This is a genomic window from Desulfurobacterium sp., assembly GCF_027028515.1.
Classification (GTDB): Bacteria; Aquificota; Aquificia; order Desulfurobacteriales; family Desulfurobacteriaceae; genus Desulfurobacterium_A.
This window is the reverse complement of sequence record NZ_JALVIW010000049.1, coordinates 1-24,330: the sequence shown is the minus strand read 5'-3', so window position 1 is coordinate 24,330 and position 24,330 is coordinate 1. Positions and strand designations below refer to the sequence as shown.

The following is a 24,330-nucleotide window of genomic DNA, read 5'->3' as shown; positions in this document are numbered from 1 at the left end:
TCTAAAGTTATTTGTAATATCTAACTATCATACACTACCTTTCTACTGTCTAAAATAAGTTGTCTAAAATAAAAAATCGGAACACAAAATAAGTAATTAAGAATAACCCACTTTGTATAGTTAGATATATAATCTCGCGATTCTCTATAGCAGGAAATTTATGTTTAAGTAGTAAACTTGCCCCACCAACAATCGGTATTGAAACTATTATGCTTAATAATCTTTTCATAAATTTACTCCACAAAGATCTACCAATCCCAGTTATAATGACGTGCATTATCTATGGCTACTTGTATCAGTTACTACTACACCCTCTAAAATTGCCATGCTAAAGAAGCTGCTTCTAAAACATCTATTATAGTCTCTATAGCACCATACTAAGAGACAGGACACATCAAGCCTTTATAAAATTATTAACACAATCATAAAAAATATTGATTATTGCTTCAATAAACTCTATAAACAAAATCTACTATAGAATGTTCCGAAGGAACTTTTTTATTTCTCACCACAACTTCAACCGAATAAACAACTCCTTTCCCTCTGTTAGTAAGGTCTATCCGCCTTATAAGTGTAGCTGTTGTACTGTAATCTCCAAAAGAAGCATACGAACCTAATTGAATAGGCTGATTTGTTTTAGAACAATCAGTATATGAACACAACTTATCATCGTCCATCAATTCCATTAAATATGAAGAAACCCCTTTAGCAACTTCAAGCGAACCAGAATACCGTTTTTTACTACCAACAATTATGACATTGTTAAAAAGTATATATAAAAGTGCAGCAATAAAAGCTGAAGCGATGAAGGTTACAATTAAAGTTACTATTAAAACTATACCTTTCCTTTTATTCAATGCTCCTCCAAAAATTATAAATTCATTGGTTTAACGGAAAACTTAATCAGCTTCCACCTATATTGCTGCCAGTTTTTCCCTATGCGAGCCCTAATCCTGGCAGTAAAATCTATTCCTGCATCTCTCAACTGATTTGTAAATTTATATTTTACGTCCCGCCTGCCTTGCTGAACAACAATGAAAACGGTAACCAATTTCAACCTTTTTCTTTCATCAGCAGCAGAAAAATTTCCTATTGCAGAAACAGGTAAATATCTTTCGTTCTGTTCAATGATTCCATCTCCATTTAAATCCCAATCAAACCTCACATCAAAATCTGCAACACAATCAAGTATAGGATCCTGTTGCGATGTACCCTTAACTTCTCGTATCAGCTCTCCAGTTCCAGCGGCACAATAATCTGGAACGTCAACATTCAAAATCTGATAAATTATTCCCCTACAGTACTGAGAGCTGCAAGCAGAAGGAGCAGAGACGGTAAAAGCAGGATAAACAATATAAGTCCCATTCCCTGGACAGGTTAAATAACTTGAAAGACCACTTGCAATAGTTCCATTAATAGATAAATACACTGCTTGCCCAACATGCAGTTCTGGAGAAAATCTATCTACCAGAACTTTTGCACTGCCAGAAGAACAATCTACAATCTGCCATCCTGACGTTTTCTGGTCCAGAATATCGTAAAGAGTCCTTAAAACCAACTCGTTTTTAGTCATATTCCATTCAACAGGTATAGCCGTTTCGTTTTTTCCCACTCCAAGTCTTGCATTTTCTATGTCCTGCCTCAATATTTCAAGTCCCAAAACCCTTTTTATGTCGGAAGACTGATATGAAGATTCCTGAGTATATGTTCCGAGAAGTCTCGTATACACAACATAAACTGCAGACATTACCATTGTAGCAGCAAAAACAGCAACTAATAACTCAAGCAAAGTAAGTGCCTTTCTCATTCTTTTTCCCTTACCACTGTAGAATAATCAAGCTGATGAAATTTACCATTATAATTCCAGCAAACATACACTGTAACTTGTTTTATGTCCAGAGTAGGATCAACAATAACATTAAAATATTTTCCAAAAGCAAAATTTTGATTCCTAAGCTGCACTATTTCGAGATTTTTACCTGTTGTCAAGGCTTCTCTGCAAGAACTGGTTCCATTATCAAGAACTGATGCTGTGACAAAGTTGTAGTCCATGTTGCGAACAGATTCAAGATTTTCTCTTGCAATTTTAGAAGCAGCATTTAAAAGGTCATTTTCTACGCTTATCCGATAATAAAATCCTGCAGAGTCAAGCAAAGCAATCATAACTATAGAAAAAATTACAAATGCTATTAGAACTTCAAGCAACGTAAATCCTTTTCTCATCAACAACGACTAATCCTCACGTCTGTTCTGTCTATGATTATGCAGTTATCTCCCTGATAATTAAAATCACCTTTATAAATAATTTTAGAAGTAGCATTAAAAGTTCCTTTATCTGTAATGATAACGGGAGCGGTCTGCACAAAAGGTTCTTTTAAATCGTAATTTTTGTAACTTTTCCAGCTACTACCATCCCACATGTATATCAATAACCGATGCTTACCAGGACTAATATATACTTTAAACTGCCTTTTCTGAGAAAAAGCCTTCATTCTCAAATTCTGCAGCATCGAAGCCATCCGGCGGATTTCTGTATTTATTGTATTTGAATCTATCCAGTTTTTGTACTTTAAGATTCCCGCAAAAGCAAGAATAGCTACCAAAGCTATAACTATCAAAAGCTCAAGTAAAGTAAAAGCTCTATTTTTCCATCCATAACAGAAGCTCACCTTTCCCTCCAGAGGGTGGTACAAATTTAGCTCCACCTTCAGGTGCCACACCAGTAAACCAGCCAGAACCTGTATCTGAATTTAAAACAGTTCTTTTGTTTGTTGTATTATCAAATTGTGAAGCTTCACTTTTAAGACTAACTTTGTGAATAGCAGCAGTAGAAAGCTGCACAAGTAGAGAACCTTTCAAATTTTTTCGATCCATTGAATATCTCGTGCAGTTATCAAAAATGCTGCTCCCCGACGCTCCGTTTAGAAGCCATATCCTTGAACGGCCGCCAAAACCACATACATCTGCTGTTGGTTCTGTAGTTACAAATGCAACAACATTCAGATCAGTTATCGTTGGGTCTGAAATTAAGCGCTCTTTAAGGTATCCATCATCATCAGTATTCAGTTTTATGTACCAACCTAAAGGCAAAGTTGAAGAAATAGAACAAACTGAGGCAGAAGTCTCTGTAACATCAACAATGGAACTTGCATCAGGTAAACTCCAGTTGTCTCCAGAATGAATCAGAGGAAGTCCATAAATCCTATTTGCTACTTCAGGGTTCGGATTATCTTCTTTATAAAACCAGCGACCTGTACCAAAGAAAATGTAATATCTCCCAAAATATTTACCAACTGCTACTTTTGAAGTTACTGGTGGGATTTTATTTTTAAGGTATATATTAAACTTCCAGTTAACTGGATCATCACTCCTAACATCTGCAACGATTATTCCTCCTTTCCAGTCCTGCATGTCTGCAAATTTCTTTGAATAACCAAAAAAGACAAAGTCTGTTTTTCCATCATCATTAACATCGAGCCCATTGGTAAAAAGGCGTCCCGCAAAGGTGTTCGGCAGTTCATCAATTGTTACATTTCTAATTTCTTTCCCTGTCAACAAATCCAAAATGTAAACAGAAAGAGGCTGATCAACATCACCGTTATAGTCAGTAGGTCCAGAAGCAAACATAACATAAATCTTGTCACCTTTATTTATTACAGCAGGGCCGGAATAGGAAAATCCAAGAGATTTAGAACTAAACTCCCACAAAAACTTCGGGTTCTCAGGATCTGTAACGTCAAGAGCAAAATAAGAAGAGTAGCCAACACCTGCATCGTTTGGTGGTGGAGTCAACCTCCTGGAATTTCCGGGAACCCCTCCAAACCTCATTCCGCCTATCAAAATTATTCTGCTTTTATAAGTGACAATAAATGGTTTTAAATCAACATAGTAAGTGTGTTCATAATTTGGAGAAGCAAGATATTTCAGGTAAGGAAGAGCATTAGATGGAATAAACGCCCACAATTCCTCTCCTAACAAATCTTGAGATGTTGAGTTAAAACTATCTGTAAGCTTTACAGGGTGAAGGCTGCTGTCAAGATCTTTAACATAACCGAGTCTAAAAGCGTGAAGCATCCCATCATTAGCTCCAACAAATACAACGCTGTAATCAGGATATTTAACAATAGTAGGAGAAGAATAAATAATGTCCCCCAGTTTCCAGGTATCTCCTGAATCGTCTATATCTCTAATTCTACATCCTTTTACATCTTTTCCTCTAATGAAAGCAATCAGATTTGCTACATCATTATTTAAACACGAAGGTTCTGTTAAATCCCCTACATATTCTGATATAAGGTCTTTATTAAAAGTATTAAATTCAACAAGTCTGCCCTTGATGTCGGTAAAGATTTCTCTGCTATCTGGTGATGTAAACGCGAGATTTTCACCAGCTTCCCAAACAGGATGAAGATCGTCAAATGTATCATAAGTAGCTATTTTCCTCTTGGCAGTACCGTTCAAATAACTGCTATACAAATCTATGGAAACTTTTCCTGTATCCGGATCAACTCGCCATCTAAGAATACGGTCATCTTTAATGTCAAGAATCTTATTGAGATTTGTATCTTCTCTTATGTTTTGAACAGCTTTCTTGTTTAAAAGCCACCAGGTATATAGATAACCCGGCCAATCAACATTTTTTCCTGAAAAATCTTTGCGAGGATAAAACAAGGTTTGTTCTGCCACCACTCCTGATTTCTTTCTTTCCGGCAGAATACCAGCTGAAGTTCCAGAAAAAGCATCCTTTAATATAGCGGCAAATATATTTTCTATCGCCTTTTTCAGTGCTGCCGGATTATTACCAGGATAAAAATCATCAGGCCTGCCATCACCATCTGCATCCCAATCAGAAGAGGAAGATGGAAGGCTAACAAAAGATCCACACGGCGGGGATTGTGTCACAGAACACACAGGTTGTGGCGGAACAGAAGAATAACCTGACGGTAGTTCATCAGAGAAGCTTCCTTTATATCCACCAAAAACCGCTATGTTCTTTAGAGCGTTCAAGCCTACAATATCATCAAACTTAGAACTATTTATAAAAGCTGAAACGGTATAAACTTTCACGTTTTGCCTTCCTTTCAAATCAGGCACTAAATCAGCATACCCCCCTTCCCACATTTCATAAGCAGGCTGAACAGGATCTATAGTGCAAGCATAAGGAGCACTCGCATCCACAGGATCTATAATAGGGTAACTTCCATGCTTACAATCCAGGTCCCTAAGTCTTTTAGAAAATTTATGTCCATTCCATGCACCATCACTGATCAAAAGAACATAGTTTTTCGTGCAGTGAACATCCATCCAGGTACCGTTTATTTTAAACTTATACGGATCTACGTAACTGGAATCAGATTTTTTGAATCCTCCCCACACTCCATCTTCACGGGAAAAATACCTTCTAACCTCGTCAAGAGCTTCCCCGGTGGGAGTGCCATCTTTTGCAGGTTTATAATTTATTGCTGAAATAACTTTTTTATATTTAAAGGATGGATAAATCCATTTTCTTACGACATTTGTCCCTGAAAATATTTCAAGGCCAACACGAGGATGCTCTTTTAATCTTTCTATCTTTTGCAACACACCTTCAACCTGGCCTGTAGTGCTGTTGTAAGAAGTCACGTACTTAACTGGTATATATCTTTTTCCTTCCATCGTTTTCAATAAAACATAGTAGCCGGAAACTTTCTTTCCATGTGAAACAAGTGTCAGCTTTTTAACCGGTCCCCCTGTAAGTATCCAGCGCAGAATATCTATTTTCCGCATATACTCCCAGTTCAAATAATTGCCGGTATCACCAGAAGAAGAAGGCACCCACACATAAACATAATTTCCATCATCCGTTACAAATGTTTCCAGACTATACTTCTGTTTACCAATAAAATAACCATAGTAGTTACTGCTGTCGTTATAAGTATCAAAGTAAGCATAATCATTCATACTGCCACTATAATCAAGAACCAGCATCAGATTAGCAAACTTTCCCTGCTGAAGAAAAGGAGGCAGGGAAAAATATGGATTAAGGCTTCCAGCATAAGATCTTCCAAAAGTAAGCAAAAACATAAAAAAAATCAGAAACTTTCTCATCTTGGCTCTCCGCCATATTTAAAACACTGAACTTTTCCAGTTTTATCAACTACGCAAATTAGAACATCTCCCTTGTTAAAGACTGTTTTTGATTTAAGTTTCAATAAACGCTGCCTAAATGGGCCGGTTAAAATTTTAATTACCAGAGGATTAACAGAAACTACTTTAGCCTCAAATTTGGCAGGCACTTTAAAGTTAGAATAAGCTAAACTCAAATCAGCCAATAAAATTCCCCGTAAAAAGAAAAGCACAAACAACAAAATAAGTGTATATTTAATCTTCCTTTTTTTAATAGAAAGTTTTTCTAATGGCATTATCACTTCTCCTCTAATTCAAATATTACAAAATATATTATTAGATTCAGAAGTAAATTTGTCAATATCAAATATCAAATTATTCATCGGTCAGCATTTTAAATTCAGCAATAATTTCTTTTTGACGTTGAATGATGTACTTACTTATAACATTTCTGCACTTTTCTTTCAGTGACACAAATGCTAAACCGGCCTTTTCTTCTTTCTTATTCCCGGGAACAAGTTCAATATGAACAACTTTCGCAGGAACATTGCTAATTACAGCACCATCTGGAAACTTAAGTGTCAAAATAACATCCTCTCCTAATTTTAACACCCCTTTATCTAAAAAAACACCTATTCCTCCCTCACTTATATCAGCAACTTTTGTGGAAAGAGTAACACCTTCAGCTTTTATATCAGCATACACAGGCTTAAATTCCGAAACAGTTATTCTAACGGCAGCTCTGTTGAATTTAGGTTCAACAGTAAGAGATGGAAACGTCGTTTCTATATAATCATTGTTGTAATAGAGAACACCCGCTGAAAGAATCCGATTTTCCCTGTATTCAGGATGAAAAAAACTTATGAAAAACTTCTGAGTTTGATCTATTGCCGGAAGAATTTTAGAATTTCCCTTCCATCCCACCACTTTAAAATTCTCTATGGATAAAGGTTTTATCTTCACCCTTACAGGCACTTCATTATAAAAACTTATAACTTCAAGCGGTTCCTCTTTTTCAGTTTTTTCCTTAAGCCACTGCAAAACTAACTGCTTAAATGAATCCACAATCCCTCCATCAGTAAAGATACATTAGTTCTTTCCTTTCCACCTCGCCCTTTAATATTGCAGAAATTTTATCAAAGAAGAGAGAAGCTTCACCACCTATTATCCTGTCAATAAAAGGTTTTTCTTTTTTAACTTCAAATGGTTTTGCATCTGGAGAATGAGAAAGCTTTCTTGCAACTGAAATAGCCTTTTGCAGGTCTCCGAGTTCATCAACAAGCCCAAGCTTGAGAGCTTCTCTTCCTGAAAATATTCTACCGTCTGCTATTGGTTTTAGCTTGTCCATAGAAATGTGCCTTCCTTTGGAAACAGCTTCTAAAAACTGTTGATAAACATCGTTTATAACATTTTGAACAATTGCAACATCACCGGGATCAACCTTTTTAAAGGGATTCAACAGGTCTTTGTGAGGACCGCTTTTAATTGTAATAACCTTTATTCCCAATTTATCCGCTATTTTTCTAAAGTTCATTGTCTGCATTATTACACCTATACTTCCTGTAATAGTGGCAGGATCAGCAACTATCTTGTTAGCAGCAACGGAAATATAAAGGCCGCCGGAGGCTGCAACAGAACCCATAGAAACGACAACTGGTTTCTTCTTTTTCACCCTTAAAATTTCGTCGTACATTTCTTGACACGGAACAACAGCTCCCCCAGGAGAATCAATTCTTAAAACAATCGCTTTAACATTCCTGTTTTTTGAAAGCTTTTCAAGTTCCTTAATGTAATAGCTCGTATCTGTTATAACACCTTTAACTTTTAAAATTGCTATTTTTTTACCAAAAGGTACCTGATTGAAAAAAAGGAACCGCATCAGGTTGAAAAACAAAATTAGAATAAAAACTGCTCCAAGCATTGTTAAAAATCTCCAAAAACCTTTCATCTAAAACCTCCATTACACATCCATTTTAAAGTGAATCTTAACAAGATATGTTAACATATCCTTTGATACCGATTTAAGAAATTTTTCTATCTCTTCTCTGCTGTTACCTGCAGGAATGGAAACTCCAAACTTCTTTTTTAACATCTTGCATCCCTTCAACCTCTCAGCTCTGGCAATTATAGAAGCTGCCGCCACGACAGGATCTTTCTCCGCTCTTTCAACAACAACAATTTCTACCGATTCAGGCAAACAGTCACGAAGTCTTTTCTCCACACTGTTTCCATACTTATCGACTACTACTTTTAACGGCTTATACTTTTTAACAAGTTTCTCTATTAAAGAAAGATAGACTGAATCTAACAATCTGTTTAAGTTTTTGTATTTAGAGTAGAGTTTATTGTACTCCTGCGGCATTAAAACTTTAACAGCACCGTGAGCAACCTGCTTAATTTTCTCTGCAAGTTCACATACCTTTTTATCGGAAAGTCTCTTTGAATCCTTAACACCCATCTTTATTAATTCTTCAACGGCAGGACCGTCACAGTAAACACACGCAACCACCAGAGGTCCCACATACTCACCTTTTCCCGCTTCATCGCATCCTATTCGCGGCGTTTTATCCACGTTTCCTATCAAAACGGTATCAACAACGCTTTTAAGTATATCCCTGTCTCTTTCCTTACCGCCGTAAACAATTGAACCTGATTTATAAATGGTAACGATACCATCGCCAAACTTAAACCTGTAGGCGGCATGTTCTGGTGGTTGCTGTGAAACCGCACCGGCTTTTTTCAAAGCATCTGCTATTTCTTCAATTTTTCTATCTTCTCTTTTAGCCATACCCAGTCCTTAATTCTAAAGTTAAAACCAATACCATATTCATTATGGTAATAATTACTGTACTGATATTCAAGATAAACATTTTTATAGTGACCCACGAAATACTGCGCACCAATACTAAATTCAGGGTCTTGACCTGTAGTCTCATAACCGATAAACCTTAATCTATCTCCTATCTTTTTTGTTACCGAAAACTTTATAACCGTTTCTCCGTACCTGGTTATATAAGGCTCAAGCGAAAAGGACTCTAATTTCAGTAGTTTTGAAAAAGTTTTCTCAACAGGCTTTAAAAACGTGGAAGTTGCATAGTAAGCCACCTGAACAACCGGGAAAATCTCGTTACTCCTCTCCATTTCTGACGGCGTGGCACCGGTCATTATGAGGCTGAGAATTTCTTCCTTTGTTAAAGGCGGTTCGGAAGAAAAGTAAAGAACCGGAGAGGCAAGGTTACCCCTTACGAACATGTAAACGTAGTAATCGCCTATCCTTGAAGAGGCAGCAATATTCACGTTTCCTTTTAACTCGAGCAGGTTGTCAATAATGCCGGAGCCATAAGAAATAACAAATTCCTTTCCCATGTACTTTATCTTTCCGTCTAACACGAAGAAGTTACCAGAAACAGCAGGCATGCCGTTATTCACCGTTACTTTTAGCATAGGAAGTAACTTTATGCTCCAAACATCCGTTTTAAACTCAAGAGGTTCAAGGAAGTTAAGACTTATATCAACGTTAAAAGGAATTGAAAATGTTGAAGATATTTTCTTTTTCCTAGAAATAAGTTTTAAAATAACAGGACGAGAAATGTCAATCGTTCCTGTAAGATTTCTATTTGCAAATTTAAGATTACCCGTTATCCGCGCACGCCATATACCCATTTGTCCAACGGGAACATTGAAAATAGAAACTGTAATAACGTCCCCACCTGAAACAACTATGTTCCCATCCTCAACCTCTGCGGCAGTAAATATGTATCTCAATTTACCATTTTCAACGCTTAAAGAAAGTTTATCTATCTTTACAGTTCCAAGAAGATAACTCACACGACCAACGACACCGTTCGTTTCCACTTTAACAGAGTAAGAGAGCTTTTTGTCGTACCTGAACTTACCTGAGACGTTAAAGTCTCCTTCCTTCACAAGAACAAAAGGCAGGAATCTCCTTGCAGCCGCCCTCGCACTTATGGAACCTTTAAAGTCACCCTCAAGTACGCTGTCAGCAAAGGAAAGATTAAGGTTAAACCATCCTCCAGGAAAAGAAAAGGAAGCATCACTTATTTTAATAGCGCCTTCGTCAAATTTAATGTAAACCCCTGAAACAGCATCAATTTCAGGCAGGTTTTCTGGAAAAATGGAAAGAATGGGAATTTCGATAATACCGCTTAAATGTTTAAAATCAAAGTTCCTCACATTAAGGTCAAAAACTACAAGCCCTGCCGTTCCGCTAACCTTTTCAAAACCAAAATCTAAGTCCTTTAATGTTCCATTCAATGATAAATTTCTACCAGTCATTTTTATATAAATACTGCCTTTATTTGAAAAAAGAGCTATATCACCACTATTGTCAGGTTCATGAAGACTGCCGGAAAACTTAACAGAAAGTGTATCCTTCAAATAATCGGAAGAAATCATGGCTTTACCCTTAACGGGAACTGTCAAGTTATCAAAAAGACCTTTAATTTCTCCCTGCAGATTGATATCAGCTACAACGTGAGGAAATGTTTTACGACCGTTCAACGAAAAAGAACCATTCATTGACTGCTTTTCCGTATCAATATCAACGGCAAACTTTATGGAACTTTTATCTAATAGAGGGGAAGAAAAATCCTTTCCAAAAACACTTATATCTTTACTTTTCAGTTTAAACTGGTAACTGCCCCCGGAGAACTTTAATCCTGCAACTTCAGCATCCTTAGACCTGCCTGAAAGAGAAACAGCAAGCTTTCCGTCAAAGACTACCTCACCTGCCCCTGTAGCATTCCCGGAGACTGTACTGTCAAGGACATAGAAAGAACGGTACCTATCAATGTGAACGTCCATCGTGAAAGGAACTTTCTCACCGCGATGGAAACTTAAAGTAATACTTCCATCAGCATTTCCATCTAACCTTACAGGCATGTTGACACCATACCTTTTTGTTATCCTCTCAATAGTTGAAAGGCTAAAATCCTTAACATAAGCGGCAACGTCTATTGCAAAGGCTGGGGAAAATTTAAGGGCAATCTTCCTGACATCCAGCTTTCCTTCAGAATCCTTGGCCTTTATAAACAAAGAAGGATAATCAAGATTAACCGTTCCTGAAATGTTTTTAAATTTTTCACCAAAGTATGAAAATTCTTTAGATTGATACTCGAAATTACCTCTTAAAGAGGATAACCTGCCAAAAAGTGTTCCTCCACCCGTAACGGTACCATTAAGACCTTCAGAAGCAAGGAAATCAAAAGAGGAAAGCTGAAGATTCTGACAATAAAGGTCACCATTTATAGAAACCTGGGAAGGGTTAAAGTATCCTTTAAAGCCAACTATTCCGTTATCTCCAGAAATCTTCAACATTACCAGAATTTTCCCCTTCTGCGTCCTTAAAGCTAAATAGCCCTTACCGATAAATCCTCTAAAGTTGAACCGTGAAATGGTAAAAGTTAAATCTGCTGCAGCAACTTTGCCATCTTTGATTTCTCCTTTGAGATAAAAATTACCGGAAACGTCGGGAATCCATTCTCTTACAGAAGGAGAAAGAGAAGCGACAAAAGGATCAGCCTTTAAATCAAAACCTTTAACGGCAGCGGCAACGAAAAAATTCCGTTTAACAATATCACCTGAAACCTTAACATTACCATTATTTCCATCGTGCCAGGATAGATCAGCGTCCAAATATCTTGAATTTTTTAACTTAAGGGTGACCGCAAGGTTTTTAAAATCTCTCCCGCTAAAAAAGACTTTCCTTACATTCCCTCTAATAAACCCGCTTAAAGTTTCCGTTTCGCCTGCAAAGTCGCAATGAACGTTCACCCCTTCAAGGGAAATTTTGTCGTCAAGGGCAAAATCACCGGAGGCACTACCCTTAACGGAAACCTCATTACCATCAAAAACACCGCTGAATGAAAACTTAAAAGGTTCCCCTTTTTCAGATACAACTCCTTTGAAGTCAACTTCTCTCTTTATCTTGCTCTCAAGGGAAAAATCAAACTGCTTTTCAAGAGACTTTAAAGCAAATGTTCCGGTAGAGGTAACCTTTTCACCTTCTTTTTTCAAAGTAAATGTAACGTCCCCTTTCGGCAGAGAAAGCGTTCCGTTAAAATCAGCATTATAAAGGTTAAGTGAAAAGGAAATTTCCCCTTCTAAAGAGATAGAATCCCATGAAAATTTAAAAGGCTGCGTCTTTACCGTATCGTTATCCAGAACGCCGGCAACATCTGTAAGATAAAAAGGCTTTCCTTTAATTCTCCCCTCTGTTTTGCGGAATAAAAATCTCCCGCCGCCCCAGTCTATACCGCCAAACTCGGCCGAAAAATCCCGAGAATAGACATTTCCTCTTCCTAAATGAAGATTTTTAATAATCACACCGAAAGGAACAGAATAAATATCCGGTATAGTTACTTTTCCCTTTTTATCCTCACTGCTCAAATAGAGAGAAAAAGAAGCAAGAGAAAACCTTTCAACAACAGGCTTTTTCTCTTTCAACGACTCTACAAGATCTAAAACAACTTCTCCTTTACCGCCGTGAAACTTGATTTTTTTGTTTCTATACTCAATACCATCAAAAGTAATCGCAAACTGCGTCCCCGGATGAAAGTGAAGGTTCTCAATGTAAACACCGTAACCTTTCAGCTTATCCAGATAGTAGTCAACCATGACAAGCGAAATCTTAAATGTAAGAAAAAGGAAAGCGGCAAGGAAACAAAACCTAATGAAATAATGAAGCTTTCCCCTAAAAAGGGAATGGAAAAATCTTTTTACCCTATCCCTCATCTTAATCTATATCCAGCCTCAAAGTTTCCCACGACTTACACTTTGGACAACACCAGTCAAAGGTGTCTGTCTTGTAACCGCAGTTTTCACAGACGTACTTTTTCCTCTCCTTTTTAAGCCTTTCAAGGGATGAAACGATAACGTCAACAACCTGCTTCCTCTTACCAAGTTTCCACATAAGCCTTAACTGGTGTTCCTTTACTTCAGCTTTAAGAGGATACTTTTCAGCAATTTTGTTTACAACCTCAAGGGCCTTTTCATCCTCACTCCCTGCTGTCAGAAGCTCAACGTACTTAAGGGCAAGCGGATAGATAAGGCCAACTTTATCTATAAGCCTTTTCACCTCTTCAACATCAAGTATTTGATAGTTCTCAAGAAGCTTCAGGAACATGTCAGACTGTTTTTCTGAAAGCCTCATTCCTGTAACAACATTCCTGTAAGCCCGCTCACTGTCGCCAATTTCAAAGTAGATTCTCGCAAGCGTGTAGTAGAAAAATGGCACTAAAAGAATGTTTTTAAGCGTTTTCATAACCTTAAAAGCCTTGTCTATCTTCCCGTTATCAAGAAGTCTATTTATGTAGAAAAGTTTTGTATAAAAGAGTTCCTCCTGGAATATGCCGTTAAGGCCGTTCGCTATCTCAAAATTTTTAACAGCCTCCTCCCAGTCATCATACATCTGCTTCAACTTTGCAAGTTCGTAGTAGAAGTAACCTTCAGCAGGGAACCTTTCAATCCCTTCTCTAATAATCTGTTCTGCTCTATCAACAAAACCTGCCAATTTATAGGTGATCGCAAGGTTAAGAATCACGAGCTTTTCGTCATCTATCGTCAGCTCTTCAGAAAGCAGGTTCTCAAGCAACTTTATAGCCTTGTGAAACTCTCCCTTCTCTCTCAAAAGAATGGCAAGAGTAACGTAGGCGTTAAATGGCTTATCAATATCAAGGTCGGGAAGTTCTTTTAACGTATCAATTCTGTTAATTGAAAGATTTTTCAGGAAGCTTTCAACCTTCCTATCTATTCTCTTTCCCCTCTTTCCAAGCCAGCTAAAAGGATTAATCATTATCTCTCCAAAACTTTTTAAGTATATCGTAAGTCTCCTCAAGAGATTGAGGTATAACCTTAACACCGCCTATTATCGGCATAAAGTTTGTATCACCATTCCACCTTGGAACAACGTGGTAGTGAATGTGTGTATCGTGGCTTCCACCTGAAGGCCTACCAAGATTAAGACCTACATTAAAACCGTCAGGATTATAAGCTCTCCTTATCACCCTTACGGATTTTTTAAGAAGCTCATCAATCTCTGCCATCTCTTCAGGCAGCAGAGACTCAAAATCCCCGGTATGTCTTACAGGACATATCATAAGGTGCGCGGTGTTGTAGGGAAATCTATTCAAAATCACGAGAGCTTTCTTTCCCCTGTGAAGAAGCAGGTTCTTCTTATCGTTCTCCGGACTATCGTTAAAGGCATCGCATATAAAACAACCACATCCTTTGTTTTCTGTAACTTCCTGAACATATGACAACCTCCACGGTGCCCACAGTATCTCCATGTCTTCCTCCTCTACTCTCCGTAAACTTCTCTAACCTTCTCTATCAGGCGGTAAGCTACCTTTTCCGGAATCCCTATCTGCTTCAGCTCGTCAACGGTAACGGTGGCAAGTTCCTTAATGTCAGGATAGAATTTCTCCACTATCCTTCTCCTCTTCATTCCGAGACCCTTCACATCGTCAAAAATACTCTTTTTAAGCTTTTTACTCCTTAAATATCTATTATAAGTAATTGCAAATCTGTGAGCCTCATCCCTCAAAACGGTAAAAAACCTAAAAAGGTAAGGGTACTTCCTTGTCTCAACAACCTCCCCTTCATCAGTATAAATTATCTCTTCCCTTTTTGCTATGGAAAAAACCCTGAAAGGAAGTCCAAAAAGTTCTTTAATCCTGATAGCAACGTTAAGCTGTCCCACTCCACCGTCTATCAGAATAAGAGATGGCATTTTTACCTTTCCTTCCTTTATTGAACGAAAGCGTCTCGTAAGCACCTCTTCCATAGAAGCATAGTCGTTAATGCCGCTTACAGTCTTTATTCTATACCTTCTGTAGTCTTTCTTGACAAACCTTCCCTTCTCCCAGACAACACAGGAAGCAACGGTCGCCTCACCCTGAAGTGTGGAAATATCAAAAACCTCAACTCTTTCAGGAAAAGAATCCATAAAAACCGATTCGTATTCGGAAGATAAAGCTTCAAAATCAATGTTAAGATGGAGTTTTTCCCTCTTCTTATTCTGAAGAACAACTTTAAACATTTCCTCAGGTATGGGTTTCACATTAAGAGGAAGATTTACAGGAACAAAATTTGCAAAGATATGAGGCGGTACTTCCCTATTTTCAAAGTAGTTTTTAAGCCATATAGAACCTATAACATCCATTCCCGCACCACTGCCTGAAAAGAGTTCTCTAACGGTTTCCGTATCCCACGGTTCAAATGGATCAAAGGAGAAGTTTTCCCTGCCCATTATGATGCCGTGACGAACGATTATGTGAATACCTTCAAAAAATCCGCCCTTTTCCTCAAGGTAGAAAATGTCACAGTCCTTATACTCATCCATGAAAACGGCATATTTTTCATAAAGATTCTTTATAGCCACAAATTGATCCCTTAAGAAAGCTGCCCTCTCAAACTCCTGCCTCTGTGCAAGAGCTTCTATATGCTCATAGAGTAACTGAAGGTAAGCCTTGACATTTCCCTCAAGGAAAGAGATTGCACCTTTTACCTGCTCCATATATTCTTTTTTTGAAACGTAACCGCAGCAAGGTGCACAACATCTCTCCATGTGGTACTGGATACAGGGACGCTCCCTCTTTTTTAGCTCCCTGCACTTTCTCAACCTGAAAAGTCTATGTATAAGGTCCATGGTAAGTCTTGCGTTTTTTGCAGGTATGAAGGGGCCAAACCGCCTTCCAGAAGTGTTATCCGTTTTTCTGACAAGCCTTACAGAAGGAAAAGGTTCATCGGTTATTAAAAGAAAGGGGTAGCTCTTATCGTCCTTCATGAGAACGTTATATTTAGGTAAATGCTTCTTTATAAGTTCTGCCTCTAACGCAAGGGCCTCCCTCTCGTTCCTGACAACGACATAGTCAAAACCGGAAGAAGCCTTTACGATTCTGTAACTTTTATCGGACGGATCCGTCGCTTTGATGTGAGAAGCTATCCGTTTCTTTAAAGAACGTGCCTTTCCAACGTAGATAACCTTACCGTTGCTATCGTGAAATAGATAAACACCGGGAAGGTCGGGAACTGATTCAAGTTTCTTTTCAAGTCGTTTCACACCCATAGGATAAAAGATAAACTTAGAGAAGGGCAAAACAAGTGGAAGACACTATATTTAAGAAATCAAAAGTTGAGAGGTGATCTATGGAACTTTTAGAGATACTAAAAAAGTTGATTGAAATCCCCTCAATCTACGGAAACGAAAAAGAAATTGCCGACTTTACGGAAAATTTCATAAAGGAAAACAACCCATCCCTCACGGTTAATAGAGTCTCAAACACGATAATTGCCTGCTCAAGTTTTGACGAAGAAAAACCTGTACTTGCCTTAGTAGGACACCTTGACACCGTTCCTGGAACGAACGAATACACAGGAAAAGTGATAGATGGAAAACTCTACGGCCTCGGTGCCAGCGACATGAAGGGCGGTGACGCCGTAATACTTAAAATCATTGAAGAAACCGGTAAAGGAAACCTTAACCCACCCTATAACCTGGTCTACATCTTATACGAAAGGGAAGAAGGACCATACCTCGAAAGCGGACTGATACCACTTTATGAAAACTTTAAGAAACTCCTTGAAAAGATAGACCTTGCCATCATACTTGAACCTACAGACAATGCAATTCAGGTAGGATGCCTTGGCGTAATACACTGTGGAATGGTATTTAAAGGGAAAAGGGCACACTCAGCACGACCATGGCAGGGCGAAAATGCCATTCACAAGGGATGGAAACTGCTTAAACTGCTATCTGAAAAGAAACCTGAAAAATATGAGTTTCAGGGACTAACCTACTATGAAGTGATGAACGCAACAATGGTAGATTTCACAGGTGGTAGAAACATAATTCCCGATAGTTTTACCGTTAATGTGAACTACAGGTTTTCACCATCAAAAACGTTAGAAGAAGCAGTCAAAGATTTAGAAAACCTTGGCAACGAAGCAAACGTTGACGAATTTGAGTGGCGAGACCTCTCACCATCAGGAAGGGTATGTCTTGACAATCCAATTCTCCAGAAACTGATAAAACAATTTAATCTGAAAGTTGAATCAAAGCAGGCGTGGACAGACGTTGCTCGATTCTCACAGTGGGGAATTGACGCGGTGAACTTTGGCCCCGGCCAACCATCACAGGCACACCAGAAAAACGAATACATAGAGATAGAAAAGCTACATGAAAATTATAAAATCCTGAAAACATTTCTCTCAAAATAAAAGTAACGCTTGAAAAAGGATTCAATGCATCCAAGTTCTAACTATCTGTATGTGCCTTTAGGAGCTGGAAAGAAAAGTATTCAAAACTTTTACCGTTACACCCGGAGTTTACGTGGATGTGGATGAAAAGGGAAATCTCTTAGGAATTGAAATAATAGATGCTTCCGAAGTTATGGGTGAAAAGATAGAATTTACCTCTCATTTCCTTCTTAACATTTTCTTTTACAAAAGGATTAAGTGAATCGTAAAGCCCCAGATCAACGTTTCTGTTCAGTTCATTTTTCAGGAAATTTCGGGCACCGGCAATTTTAAAACCGTTTTTTTTCTTCATTTTTAGAATAACTATATCAACATCACTATTTTCAGTACATTTACCCCTTGCTACCGAACCAAAAATCGCTATCTCTTCTATCCCGTAAACTTCCTGGAGTTTCTTTTTTAAACCCCTGAGCTTCACCAAAATCTCGTCTCTCACACTTATTACCTGAATAAGGTTTTCATTAATAAAATATAAAAAAAAGCAAGCCTTTCTGTCATCCTGCGGGCGCAGCCTGAAGGAGCTTTTTCAAGCATCCAGATTCTTCGGCCACTTTGTGGCCTCAGAATGACAAAGGAAAATGTCATTCCGTGCGCCCTTTCCCGTCATTCTGAGCGAAGCGAAGAATCTCCCACCCGAACCCAGCGAAGAATCTCTTAGATCCTTCGGACTCTGTCCTCATGATGACAATATTGACCGGGATGATGGGAAAAATATCTGAGGAGGTAACTTTTTAGAACGCCGGGCAGAAAGCCCGGCAACATTTTAAAGATTGTAAAACACGTCCATTCCTTTATAAACAGCGTTTCCGTTAAGGATTTCTTCAATCCTTAAAAGCTGATTGTATTTTGCGTTTCTTTCACTTCTGGCTGGCGCGCCTGTTTTTATTTGACCTGAGTTAACTGCAACAGCAAGGTCAGCTATAAATGGATCTTCCGTTTCTCCTGAACGGTGAGATATAACTGTAGTGTAGTTTGCCCTTTTAGCCATCTCAATAGCGTCAAGGGTTTCCGTTACGGTACCTATCTGGTTAAGCTTTATAAGAATTGAGTTGGCGAAACCGTCCTTTATCCCGAGTGCCAGCAGTTCTGTATTTGTTACGAAAACGTCATCACCTACAAGCTGAACTCTATTTCCAAGAGCCGCAGTTAGAAGTTTCCATCCTTCATAGTCGTTTTCGGCCATTCCGTCTTCAATGCTTATTATCGGATACCTGTCAACAAGATTTCTGTAAAAGTCTATAAGCTCTTCCCTTTTAAGAGTTTTACCTTCACCTGAAAGTTCATAAACGCCGTCACCTTTGTAAAATTCTGAAGATGCAGCATCAAGCGCAAGCATAACATCTTCACCGGGCACGTATCCGGCATCTTCTATAGCCTTCATTATCACCTGAATTGCTTCTTCGTTTGAAGAAAGATTCGGTGCAAAACCACCTTCGTCACCAACGTTTGTTGAATGTCCCATTTCTCTTAAAACTTTCTTAAGCGTGTGGTATATCTCAACACCCATTCTGAGGGATTCGGCAAATGTTTCACCGCCTACAGGCATTATCATGAATTCCTGAATGTCAACGTTGTTATCAGCATGAACGCCTCCGTTGAGGATGTTCATCATAGGAACCGGAAGCTCTTTTGCATTAACGCCACCTATGTATTTAAAAAGTGGCAGGTCAAGCTCAAGAGCAGAAGCTCTACAAACTGCCATTGAAACGCCAAGTATTGCATTTGCACCGAATCTGCTCTTGTTCTCCGTTCCATCAAGTTCAATCATAAGTCTATCTATGTTTGTCTGATCTGTTGATTCAAGACCTATAAGTGCAGGTGCTATTTCCTGATTCACGTTGTTAACGGCTTTCAAAACACCTTTTCCAAGGTATCTTTTTGGATCCTTATCTCTTAACTCAAGAGCTTCCCTCTCACCAGTTGATGCACCACTTGGCACTGCCGCTCTTCCAACAACTCCCGTTTCAAGTGTAACTTCCACTTCTACTGTTGGGTTTCCTCTTGAATCAAGGATTTCCCTTGCCCTCACGTCAACTATTCTGGACATTTTCTCCTCCAAAAAGTTTTTCTATCTCTTTCAGTATCTTTTCATTTCCCGAAATCGTAAAAATTCTACCACTATTTTCCTGATGACACTCTATTTTTAGCTTTTCAAAAGGACATCCTTCAAGTATCTCTTCTGCAATTTCCGGCCATTCAATTACCTTCACTCTGCCGTCAAAAAGATACTCTTCAATACCGACAGATTCCAAATCTTCAACAGACGAAAGCCTGTAAAGGTCAACGTGTACCAGTTTATCACCGTACTCCTGAATTATGATAAACGACGGGCTTGACACCTCTTCCGGTGAAATTCCAAGACCCTCAGCGATACCTTTGGTAATGCAGGTCTTACCGCAGCCAAGGTCTCCGTAAAGCAGGACAACAGTCCCTTCAGGAATAACTTTTCCTATGATTTTTCCCAAACGATGAGTGTCTTTGGCGGAAGGTACATACACTCTCAAAATCAACGTTCCGTCCTCTCACCAACAAGGGAAATTGTTGTGAAATTTGCTTTCCTTAGGCCGTCTATCACCTGAAACACATACATGTAGGGAGTCTCTCTATCCGCTCTTATGTAAACCCGCTCATTTTTCTTTAAAAGGGGTATAACCTGGCTTATACTTGTGTACGTTTTACCGTTGTAAAATATTTTTCCCCATTTATCTATCAGTATTTTATTTACTTTCTCATATTTGTTATAGCTTATTGGAGCCCCGCCTTTTGGAACGTGAATCTTAACTTCACCACCGGACATAAACTCGGTACTGACGGCAAGAAATATAACAAGCATAAGCGTAAGGTCAAGAATAGGTGAAAGTATAATTTGAGCAATAGGTTTTCTCCTGGTGGCTCTAAGGTTCAATCTCAGCTCCTCTTAATCGTTCTATGAGCTTCCTTCCACACCTTTACGGCTTCCCGGCACTCTTCCACCGACGGAACAAGGGCAATTCTGAAAAATCCTTCACCGCCGTTTCCGAAAAATTCACCCGGTGAAACCACTATGCCGTATTTTAACAGATGAAGCGCGTAATCTTTTGATGAGATACCCTCAGGAACCTTTACCCAGAAGTAAAAAGTTGCTTTTACGTCTAAAAATTCAAGCCCTTCATTTTTAAAAAACTCTTCAAAGATTTCCTTCTTTTTCCTGAAAATTTCCCTTCTCTCTTCAACGTGCTTTTCATCTTTCCACGCTTCCCTTGCGCCAATTTGAATAAATTCCGGTGAACCAACGCCGAAAGATGAGCGGAAACGGAGGTACTCTTTTATAATTTTATCATCACCGGCTACAAAACCACTCCTATAACCAGTCATTCCGCTTCTCTTTGATAAAGAATGGAAAATCACAACATTTTCTTTTCCAACCTGAAGGGCTGACAGCGGCTTATCTTCAAAATATATCTCTGTGTAACATTCGTCTGAACATAGGATAATGTCGTATTCTCTGCATATTTCATAAATCTCTCTAAGATAACTCATCGGTGCCACGGCACCTGTCGGATTGTGGGGATAATTTATCCAGACTATCTTTGTCTCTTCTAAAATAGAAGGTTCAACTCTATCAAGCCTTAACAGAAAACCGTCTTCATACTTAAGCGTCAGCGGTGTTGGAGTTCCGCCGGCAAAGAGAGTTCCCCTCTCATAAACAGGATACGCAGGCGTTCCGTATATAACCCTTTTCTTTTCAAACTCTTCCTCTATAAAAACAAGCGGAAAGTGGAATATCGCCTCTTTTGAACCGGCAGACGGAATTATTTCTGTCTCAGGATCAAGCTTTACACCAAAGCGGTTTTCAAACCATACACTTACAGCTTCCCGTAAATCCTTTCTTCCTTTAACGGTAGGATATTGAGACACTTCAGGTACAGCATTTCTAACCGCTTCCCTTATGAAAGGTGCCGTCGGCTCCTTCGGATCGCCAGTTCCAAAATCGTATATTTTTTTTCCCTGCTTCCTTAATTCCTCTTTAGCTTTTATAAGCTCATCCATAGGATAAGGTTTCATAGCCTTTAATACTTTATTCATGCCACCACCCAATTACTAAAAGATTAAGAGAATTTTAAAATAGAAGTTATGGCAAAACAAGTTTAAATAACACACCATAAGAATCGAATGAATGAAAGGAACTATGAAAATGAAACAGGATTGAACAGACTTTTAAGAAAAAACAGACTTTCTCCTACATTATTTATTTTATTATCTGTTCTTTCATTCCACCTTCGAACTTATCCCTTTTCTCCCACCCTCTCATACTTCCTATAAAATCTTTCGCCTTCCGTCCTTAGTTTAATATGCCCCCTTCCCTGTTAACATCACCCAGATTGTTTTTAGAATAATTTTTATGTCCAGTAAAAAGGATTGATTTTGAACATACCATACATCCATATTTACTCTTTCTTCATAGTTATCAACATCACTTCTTCCTTCTACCTGCCAGTAACCTGTAACACCTGGCTTAACCGAAAGATAATACTTAGCTTTGTCTTTATAATACTTTCTCAACTCTTCTTCAACAACAGGTCTTGGCCCTACAACACTCATGTCGCCTCTCAAAACATTAAAAAATTGAGGTAATTCATCTAAGCTCGTTTTTCTAAGGATTTTACCTATTGGAGTAACTCTTGGATCATTTTTAAGTTTAAATGTACGCTCCCACTCCTTCCCTGCCTCAGGATCTTCTTCTAAAATCTTTTTCAATCTTTCTTCTGCATCAGGATACATACTTCTAAATTTAAGTACCTTAAATAATTCTCCTTTGTAGCCAACTCTATTATGTCCAAAAAAAATACTTCCTCTATCTGTTAACTTTATTGCTATTGCTATTGGAATCATTATCGGAAGTGTAATCAGTATAGCAAATACAGAAAAAACAATATCAAAAGACCTCTTCCACCATGGGATTTTTGAAACAACCCCCATTCAATCCTCTCAAAGTAAAAGTATATAAACTTAAATCTATTATACCAACACGTAACCTATTACTACCAATCCATTCTATTTTTCCCTGTCATTCTGAACCTTCTTCCCGTCATCCTGAGCGCCCTTTTCTGTCATCCTGAGCGTTTCTTTCCCGTCATTCTGAGCGTAAGCGAAGGATCTAAGACTCTCCGGTGCACAGCACCTCAGAGTGGCAAAAAGAAAACGTCATTCTGAGCGTCAGCGAAGAATCTCCCACCCGAACCCAGCGAAGAATCTCTTAGATCCCTCGGACTCTGTCCTCAAGATGACAAGAAAAACAGAATTATTCTAAGCACCTCTCCCCGTCATTCTGAGCGCCCCTTCCCGTCATTCTGAGCGTCAGCGAAGAATCTCCTTCCAGTCGTCCAGATTCTTCGGCCACCTTACTAAAATTGCTTAGGTAATCCTGCTTGCTTTAGAACAGCATTAGCTGTATGACGTGATTTTATTTTTGAATCAACAACGAAATGTCGCTTTGTTATCGGGCTGTACCATATTTCATGGTCACCTTTTCCCTGCCTTACAAAGTAACAACCTGCTTCCCGAAGAAGTTTTTTAAGCTTCGGCGTAAAATTTGCCACTTGCTATGCCCCGACTTTCACCACTTCAGTACATTCACTTAGCAGGCGAAAATGAATTTCCTCTTTGTTGTTAGGAAGTAATCCATTTGCTTCCAGCAATTCCGGAATCATAACTTTCAATTTTTCAATGAGTTGTTCTAATGTATCTGCCTCTGTAACCAATCCGGGAACATTTTCACCAATAGCTACCCATACTTGTGCGTCTTTATCCCAAACAGCTTTTACATTAATCATTCTACTTTCCACTTTTTATCTCCTGTAATTCATTCCGTTCTTTCTTTAAATTATACCCTTTATATTTTAAGTCCATTCCTTTATACGTTCAGATTCTTCGGCCACTTTGTGGCCTCAGAATGACGGAAGTGAGTGTCATCCTGAGCGTTAGCGAAGGATCTAAGACTCTTCGGTGCACAGCACCTCAGAGTGACAAAAAGAAAACGTCATTCTGAGCGCAAGCGAAGAATCTAAGACTCTTCGGTACAAAGTACCTCAGAGTGACGAAAAGGAACGGATTCTTCGGCTACTACGTAGCCTCAGAATGACAGCAAAAAAGTCATTCTGAGCAAAGCGAGTCATTGATAGTTGAGATAATGTTTTTCATCAGATTTCTCCCTTGCAATAGGAAATAGTTACCGAAATTTGAACACTTACTTATTTAGTCGGTGGACTGATAACCTTTACATTGGCTTCTCTTACCTTACCAAGCTGTGTATCTGCAGTTATCAGGATAGCATCAGTAACAGATGCTGAAGCACAAATTATTGCATCCGGAAGTTTTATTTTATACTTCCTGCGTATTTGAATAGTCCTTTCAGCTATTTCCCTATTAATTTCTATAATAAAGAATTCTTGCAGTAAATCTCTTACAAATTTCTCTTCTTCGAATGAAAGGAAATCAAAACTCAATACTTCCATATAACTAATTATTGATATCCATATTTTAACTTCTTCACTTCTTATCAAATCAGCAATATCTATAATTCCCTTTGACAAATAAATTATGACGTTGGAATCCAGAATTACATTTCCCATTCTTCACGTAAACTCCTTTGCCAGGCTACTGGATCATTTATAGCGTGAAATATATTTTCAGGTCTGTTCTTCAACATATTTCTAATTCTCTCTAATTGATTCTTCTCTTTCTTTACTGGAGAAATTGTCACTTCTAATTCCTGGTCAAACAATTCCTCAGGTAAATAAATGGTGATTTTTTCTCCTTTCGGTTTTATTTTGAATTTTAACATCCGTTTTCCTCCACAAAATCAATTTGCTCTATACATTTCTAATTCTAACTTTCTTAGGAGTGAGAACTACAAACCTACCGCGGCTAAAATATCCTCTTTTTTTCAGAGTTGGATAGGCTTTTAAA

General features: G+C 38.4%; 24 protein-coding genes. 1 reads left to right on the top strand and 23 read right to left on the bottom strand.

All coding sequences use genetic code 11. The annotated features are described in order from the left end of the window. Window positions 1-446: 446 nt before the first annotated feature. The 13 genes from MV676_RS04410 to uvrC all read right to left on the bottom strand — a co-directional run bounded on the left by MV676_RS04410 (window position 447) and on the right by uvrC (window position 16,186). On the bottom strand, window positions 447-857 hold the full coding sequence (locus MV676_RS04410) for a hypothetical protein (RefSeq protein ID WP_022846411.1): 411 nt from the start codon (window positions 855-857) through the stop codon (window positions 447-449). Between the two features lie 14 nt (window positions 858-871). Continuing rightward, on the bottom strand, window positions 872-1,807 hold the full coding sequence (locus MV676_RS04405) for a hypothetical protein (RefSeq protein ID WP_297445565.1): 936 nt from the start codon (window positions 1,805-1,807) through the stop codon (window positions 872-874). Then, window positions 1,804-2,223, bottom strand: coding sequence for a type II secretion system protein (locus tag MV676_RS04400; protein WP_297445564.1), 420 nt, complete (start codon window positions 2,221-2,223; stop codon window positions 1,804-1,806). Before MV676_RS04400 ends, MV676_RS04405 begins: the two co-directional genes overlap by 4 nt. Further along, window positions 2,223-2,669: a prepilin-type N-terminal cleavage/methylation domain-containing protein gene (locus MV676_RS04395; protein WP_297445562.1), complete on the bottom strand. Its 447-nt coding sequence runs from the start codon at window positions 2,667-2,669 to the stop codon at window positions 2,223-2,225. The genes MV676_RS04400 and MV676_RS04395 overlap by 1 nt, the downstream gene beginning before the upstream one ends. Beyond that, window positions 2,641-6,087 (bottom strand): PilC/PilY family type IV pilus protein, encoded by a 3,447-nt coding sequence (locus tag MV676_RS04390; protein WP_297445560.1) that lies wholly within the window; start codon window positions 6,085-6,087, stop codon window positions 2,641-2,643. The genes MV676_RS04395 and MV676_RS04390 overlap by 29 nt, the downstream gene beginning before the upstream one ends. After that, window positions 6,084-6,401 carry a hypothetical protein gene (locus MV676_RS04385; protein ID WP_297445559.1) on the bottom strand — a complete coding sequence of 106 codons (318 nt, stop codon included), beginning with the start codon at window positions 6,399-6,401 and terminating at the stop codon, window positions 6,084-6,086. The genes MV676_RS04390 and MV676_RS04385 overlap by 4 nt, the downstream gene beginning before the upstream one ends. A 79-nt stretch (window positions 6,402-6,480) precedes the next feature. Continuing rightward, the gene (locus MV676_RS04380; RefSeq protein ID WP_297445558.1) at window positions 6,481-7,170 is read right to left on the bottom strand and encodes a PilZ domain-containing protein; all 690 of its coding nucleotides are present in this window, start codon (window positions 7,168-7,170) and stop codon (window positions 6,481-6,483) included. 10 nt (window positions 7,171-7,180) lie between these two features. Continuing rightward, a complete protein-coding gene (sppA, locus tag MV676_RS04375; protein ID WP_297445557.1) occupies window positions 7,181-8,053 on the bottom strand; it encodes a signal peptide peptidase SppA in 873 nt (290 codons plus the stop codon). Between the two features lie 12 nt (window positions 8,054-8,065). Continuing rightward, window positions 8,066-8,893 carry a ribonuclease HIII gene (gene rnhC / locus MV676_RS04370; protein WP_297445556.1) on the bottom strand — a complete coding sequence of 276 codons (828 nt, stop codon included), beginning with the start codon at window positions 8,891-8,893 and terminating at the stop codon, window positions 8,066-8,068. After that, window positions 8,857-12,741 carry a translocation/assembly module TamB domain-containing protein gene (locus MV676_RS04365; RefSeq protein WP_297445555.1) on the bottom strand — a complete coding sequence of 1,295 codons (3,885 nt, stop codon included), beginning with the start codon at window positions 12,739-12,741 and terminating at the stop codon, window positions 8,857-8,859. Before MV676_RS04365 ends, rnhC begins: the two co-directional genes overlap by 37 nt. Before the next feature lie 118 nt (window positions 12,742-12,859). Then, window positions 12,860-13,918: a hypothetical protein gene (locus tag MV676_RS04360; protein WP_297445554.1), complete on the bottom strand. Its 1,059-nt coding sequence runs from the start codon at window positions 13,916-13,918 to the stop codon at window positions 12,860-12,862. Then, a complete protein-coding gene (locus tag MV676_RS04355) occupies window positions 13,911-14,411 on the bottom strand; it encodes an HIT domain-containing protein (RefSeq protein ID WP_297445552.1) in 501 nt (166 codons plus the stop codon). The genes MV676_RS04360 and MV676_RS04355 overlap by 8 nt, the downstream gene beginning before the upstream one ends. An 11-nt stretch (window positions 14,412-14,422) precedes the next feature. Next, window positions 14,423-16,186, bottom strand: coding sequence for an excinuclease ABC subunit UvrC (gene uvrC / locus MV676_RS04350; RefSeq protein WP_297445551.1), 1,764 nt, complete (start codon window positions 16,184-16,186; stop codon window positions 14,423-14,425). Window positions 16,187-16,272: 86 nt separating this feature from the next. On the opposite strand from uvrC, the gene dapE reads away from it, so the two are divergent. After that, entirely contained in the window at window positions 16,273-17,343 is a 1,071-nt protein-coding gene (gene dapE / locus MV676_RS04345; protein WP_297445549.1) for a succinyl-diaminopimelate desuccinylase, read from the top strand. 139 nt (window positions 17,344-17,482) lie between these two features. On the opposite strand, the gene MV676_RS04340 is transcribed toward dapE, so the two are convergent. From MV676_RS04340 to MV676_RS04300, 10 genes are all read right to left on the bottom strand, one after another. Then, on the bottom strand, window positions 17,483-17,800 hold the full coding sequence (locus MV676_RS04340) for a nucleotidyltransferase domain-containing protein (RefSeq protein ID WP_297445578.1): 318 nt from the start codon (window positions 17,798-17,800) through the stop codon (window positions 17,483-17,485). Between the two features lie 345 nt (window positions 17,801-18,145). After that, window positions 18,146-19,429, bottom strand: a complete 1,284-nt coding sequence (gene eno, locus MV676_RS04335) for a phosphopyruvate hydratase (protein WP_297445547.1) — start codon at window positions 19,427-19,429, stop codon at window positions 18,146-18,148. After that, window positions 19,413-19,892 (bottom strand): tRNA (adenosine(37)-N6)-threonylcarbamoyltransferase complex ATPase subunit type 1 TsaE, encoded by a 480-nt coding sequence (gene tsaE / locus MV676_RS04330; RefSeq protein ID WP_297445546.1) that lies wholly within the window; start codon window positions 19,890-19,892, stop codon window positions 19,413-19,415. Before tsaE ends, eno begins: the two co-directional genes overlap by 17 nt. Continuing rightward, window positions 19,889-20,287, bottom strand: coding sequence for a biopolymer transporter ExbD (locus MV676_RS04325; protein WP_297445545.1), 399 nt, complete (start codon window positions 20,285-20,287; stop codon window positions 19,889-19,891). The genes tsaE and MV676_RS04325 overlap by 4 nt, the downstream gene beginning before the upstream one ends. Before the next feature lie 2 nt (window positions 20,288-20,289). Next, the gene (dapC, locus tag MV676_RS04320; RefSeq protein WP_297445543.1) at window positions 20,290-21,447 is read right to left on the bottom strand and encodes a succinyldiaminopimelate transaminase; all 1,158 of its coding nucleotides are present in this window, start codon (window positions 21,445-21,447) and stop codon (window positions 20,290-20,292) included. A gap of 261 nt (window positions 21,448-21,708) precedes the next feature. After that, window positions 21,709-22,341 carry an exopolysaccharide biosynthesis polyprenyl glycosylphosphotransferase gene (locus MV676_RS04315; RefSeq protein WP_297445542.1) on the bottom strand — a complete coding sequence of 211 codons (633 nt, stop codon included), beginning with the start codon at window positions 22,339-22,341 and terminating at the stop codon, window positions 21,709-21,711. A gap of 425 nt (window positions 22,342-22,766) precedes the next feature. Continuing rightward, window positions 22,767-22,961 carry a type II toxin-antitoxin system HicA family toxin gene (locus MV676_RS09430; protein WP_022846337.1) on the bottom strand — a complete coding sequence of 65 codons (195 nt, stop codon included), beginning with the start codon at window positions 22,959-22,961 and terminating at the stop codon, window positions 22,767-22,769. Between the two features lie 3 nt (window positions 22,962-22,964). After that, window positions 22,965-23,207, bottom strand: a complete 243-nt coding sequence (locus MV676_RS04310) for a DUF1902 domain-containing protein (protein ID WP_297445541.1) — start codon at window positions 23,205-23,207, stop codon at window positions 22,965-22,967. Between the two features lie 405 nt (window positions 23,208-23,612). Continuing rightward, the gene (locus MV676_RS04305; protein ID WP_022846335.1) at window positions 23,613-23,993 is read right to left on the bottom strand and encodes a type II toxin-antitoxin system VapC family toxin; all 381 of its coding nucleotides are present in this window, start codon (window positions 23,991-23,993) and stop codon (window positions 23,613-23,615) included. Beyond that, the gene (locus tag MV676_RS04300) at window positions 23,981-24,205 is read right to left on the bottom strand and encodes a hypothetical protein (RefSeq protein ID WP_297445540.1); all 225 of its coding nucleotides are present in this window, start codon (window positions 24,203-24,205) and stop codon (window positions 23,981-23,983) included. Before MV676_RS04300 ends, MV676_RS04305 begins: the two co-directional genes overlap by 13 nt. Window positions 24,206-24,330: the final 125 nt, after the last annotated feature.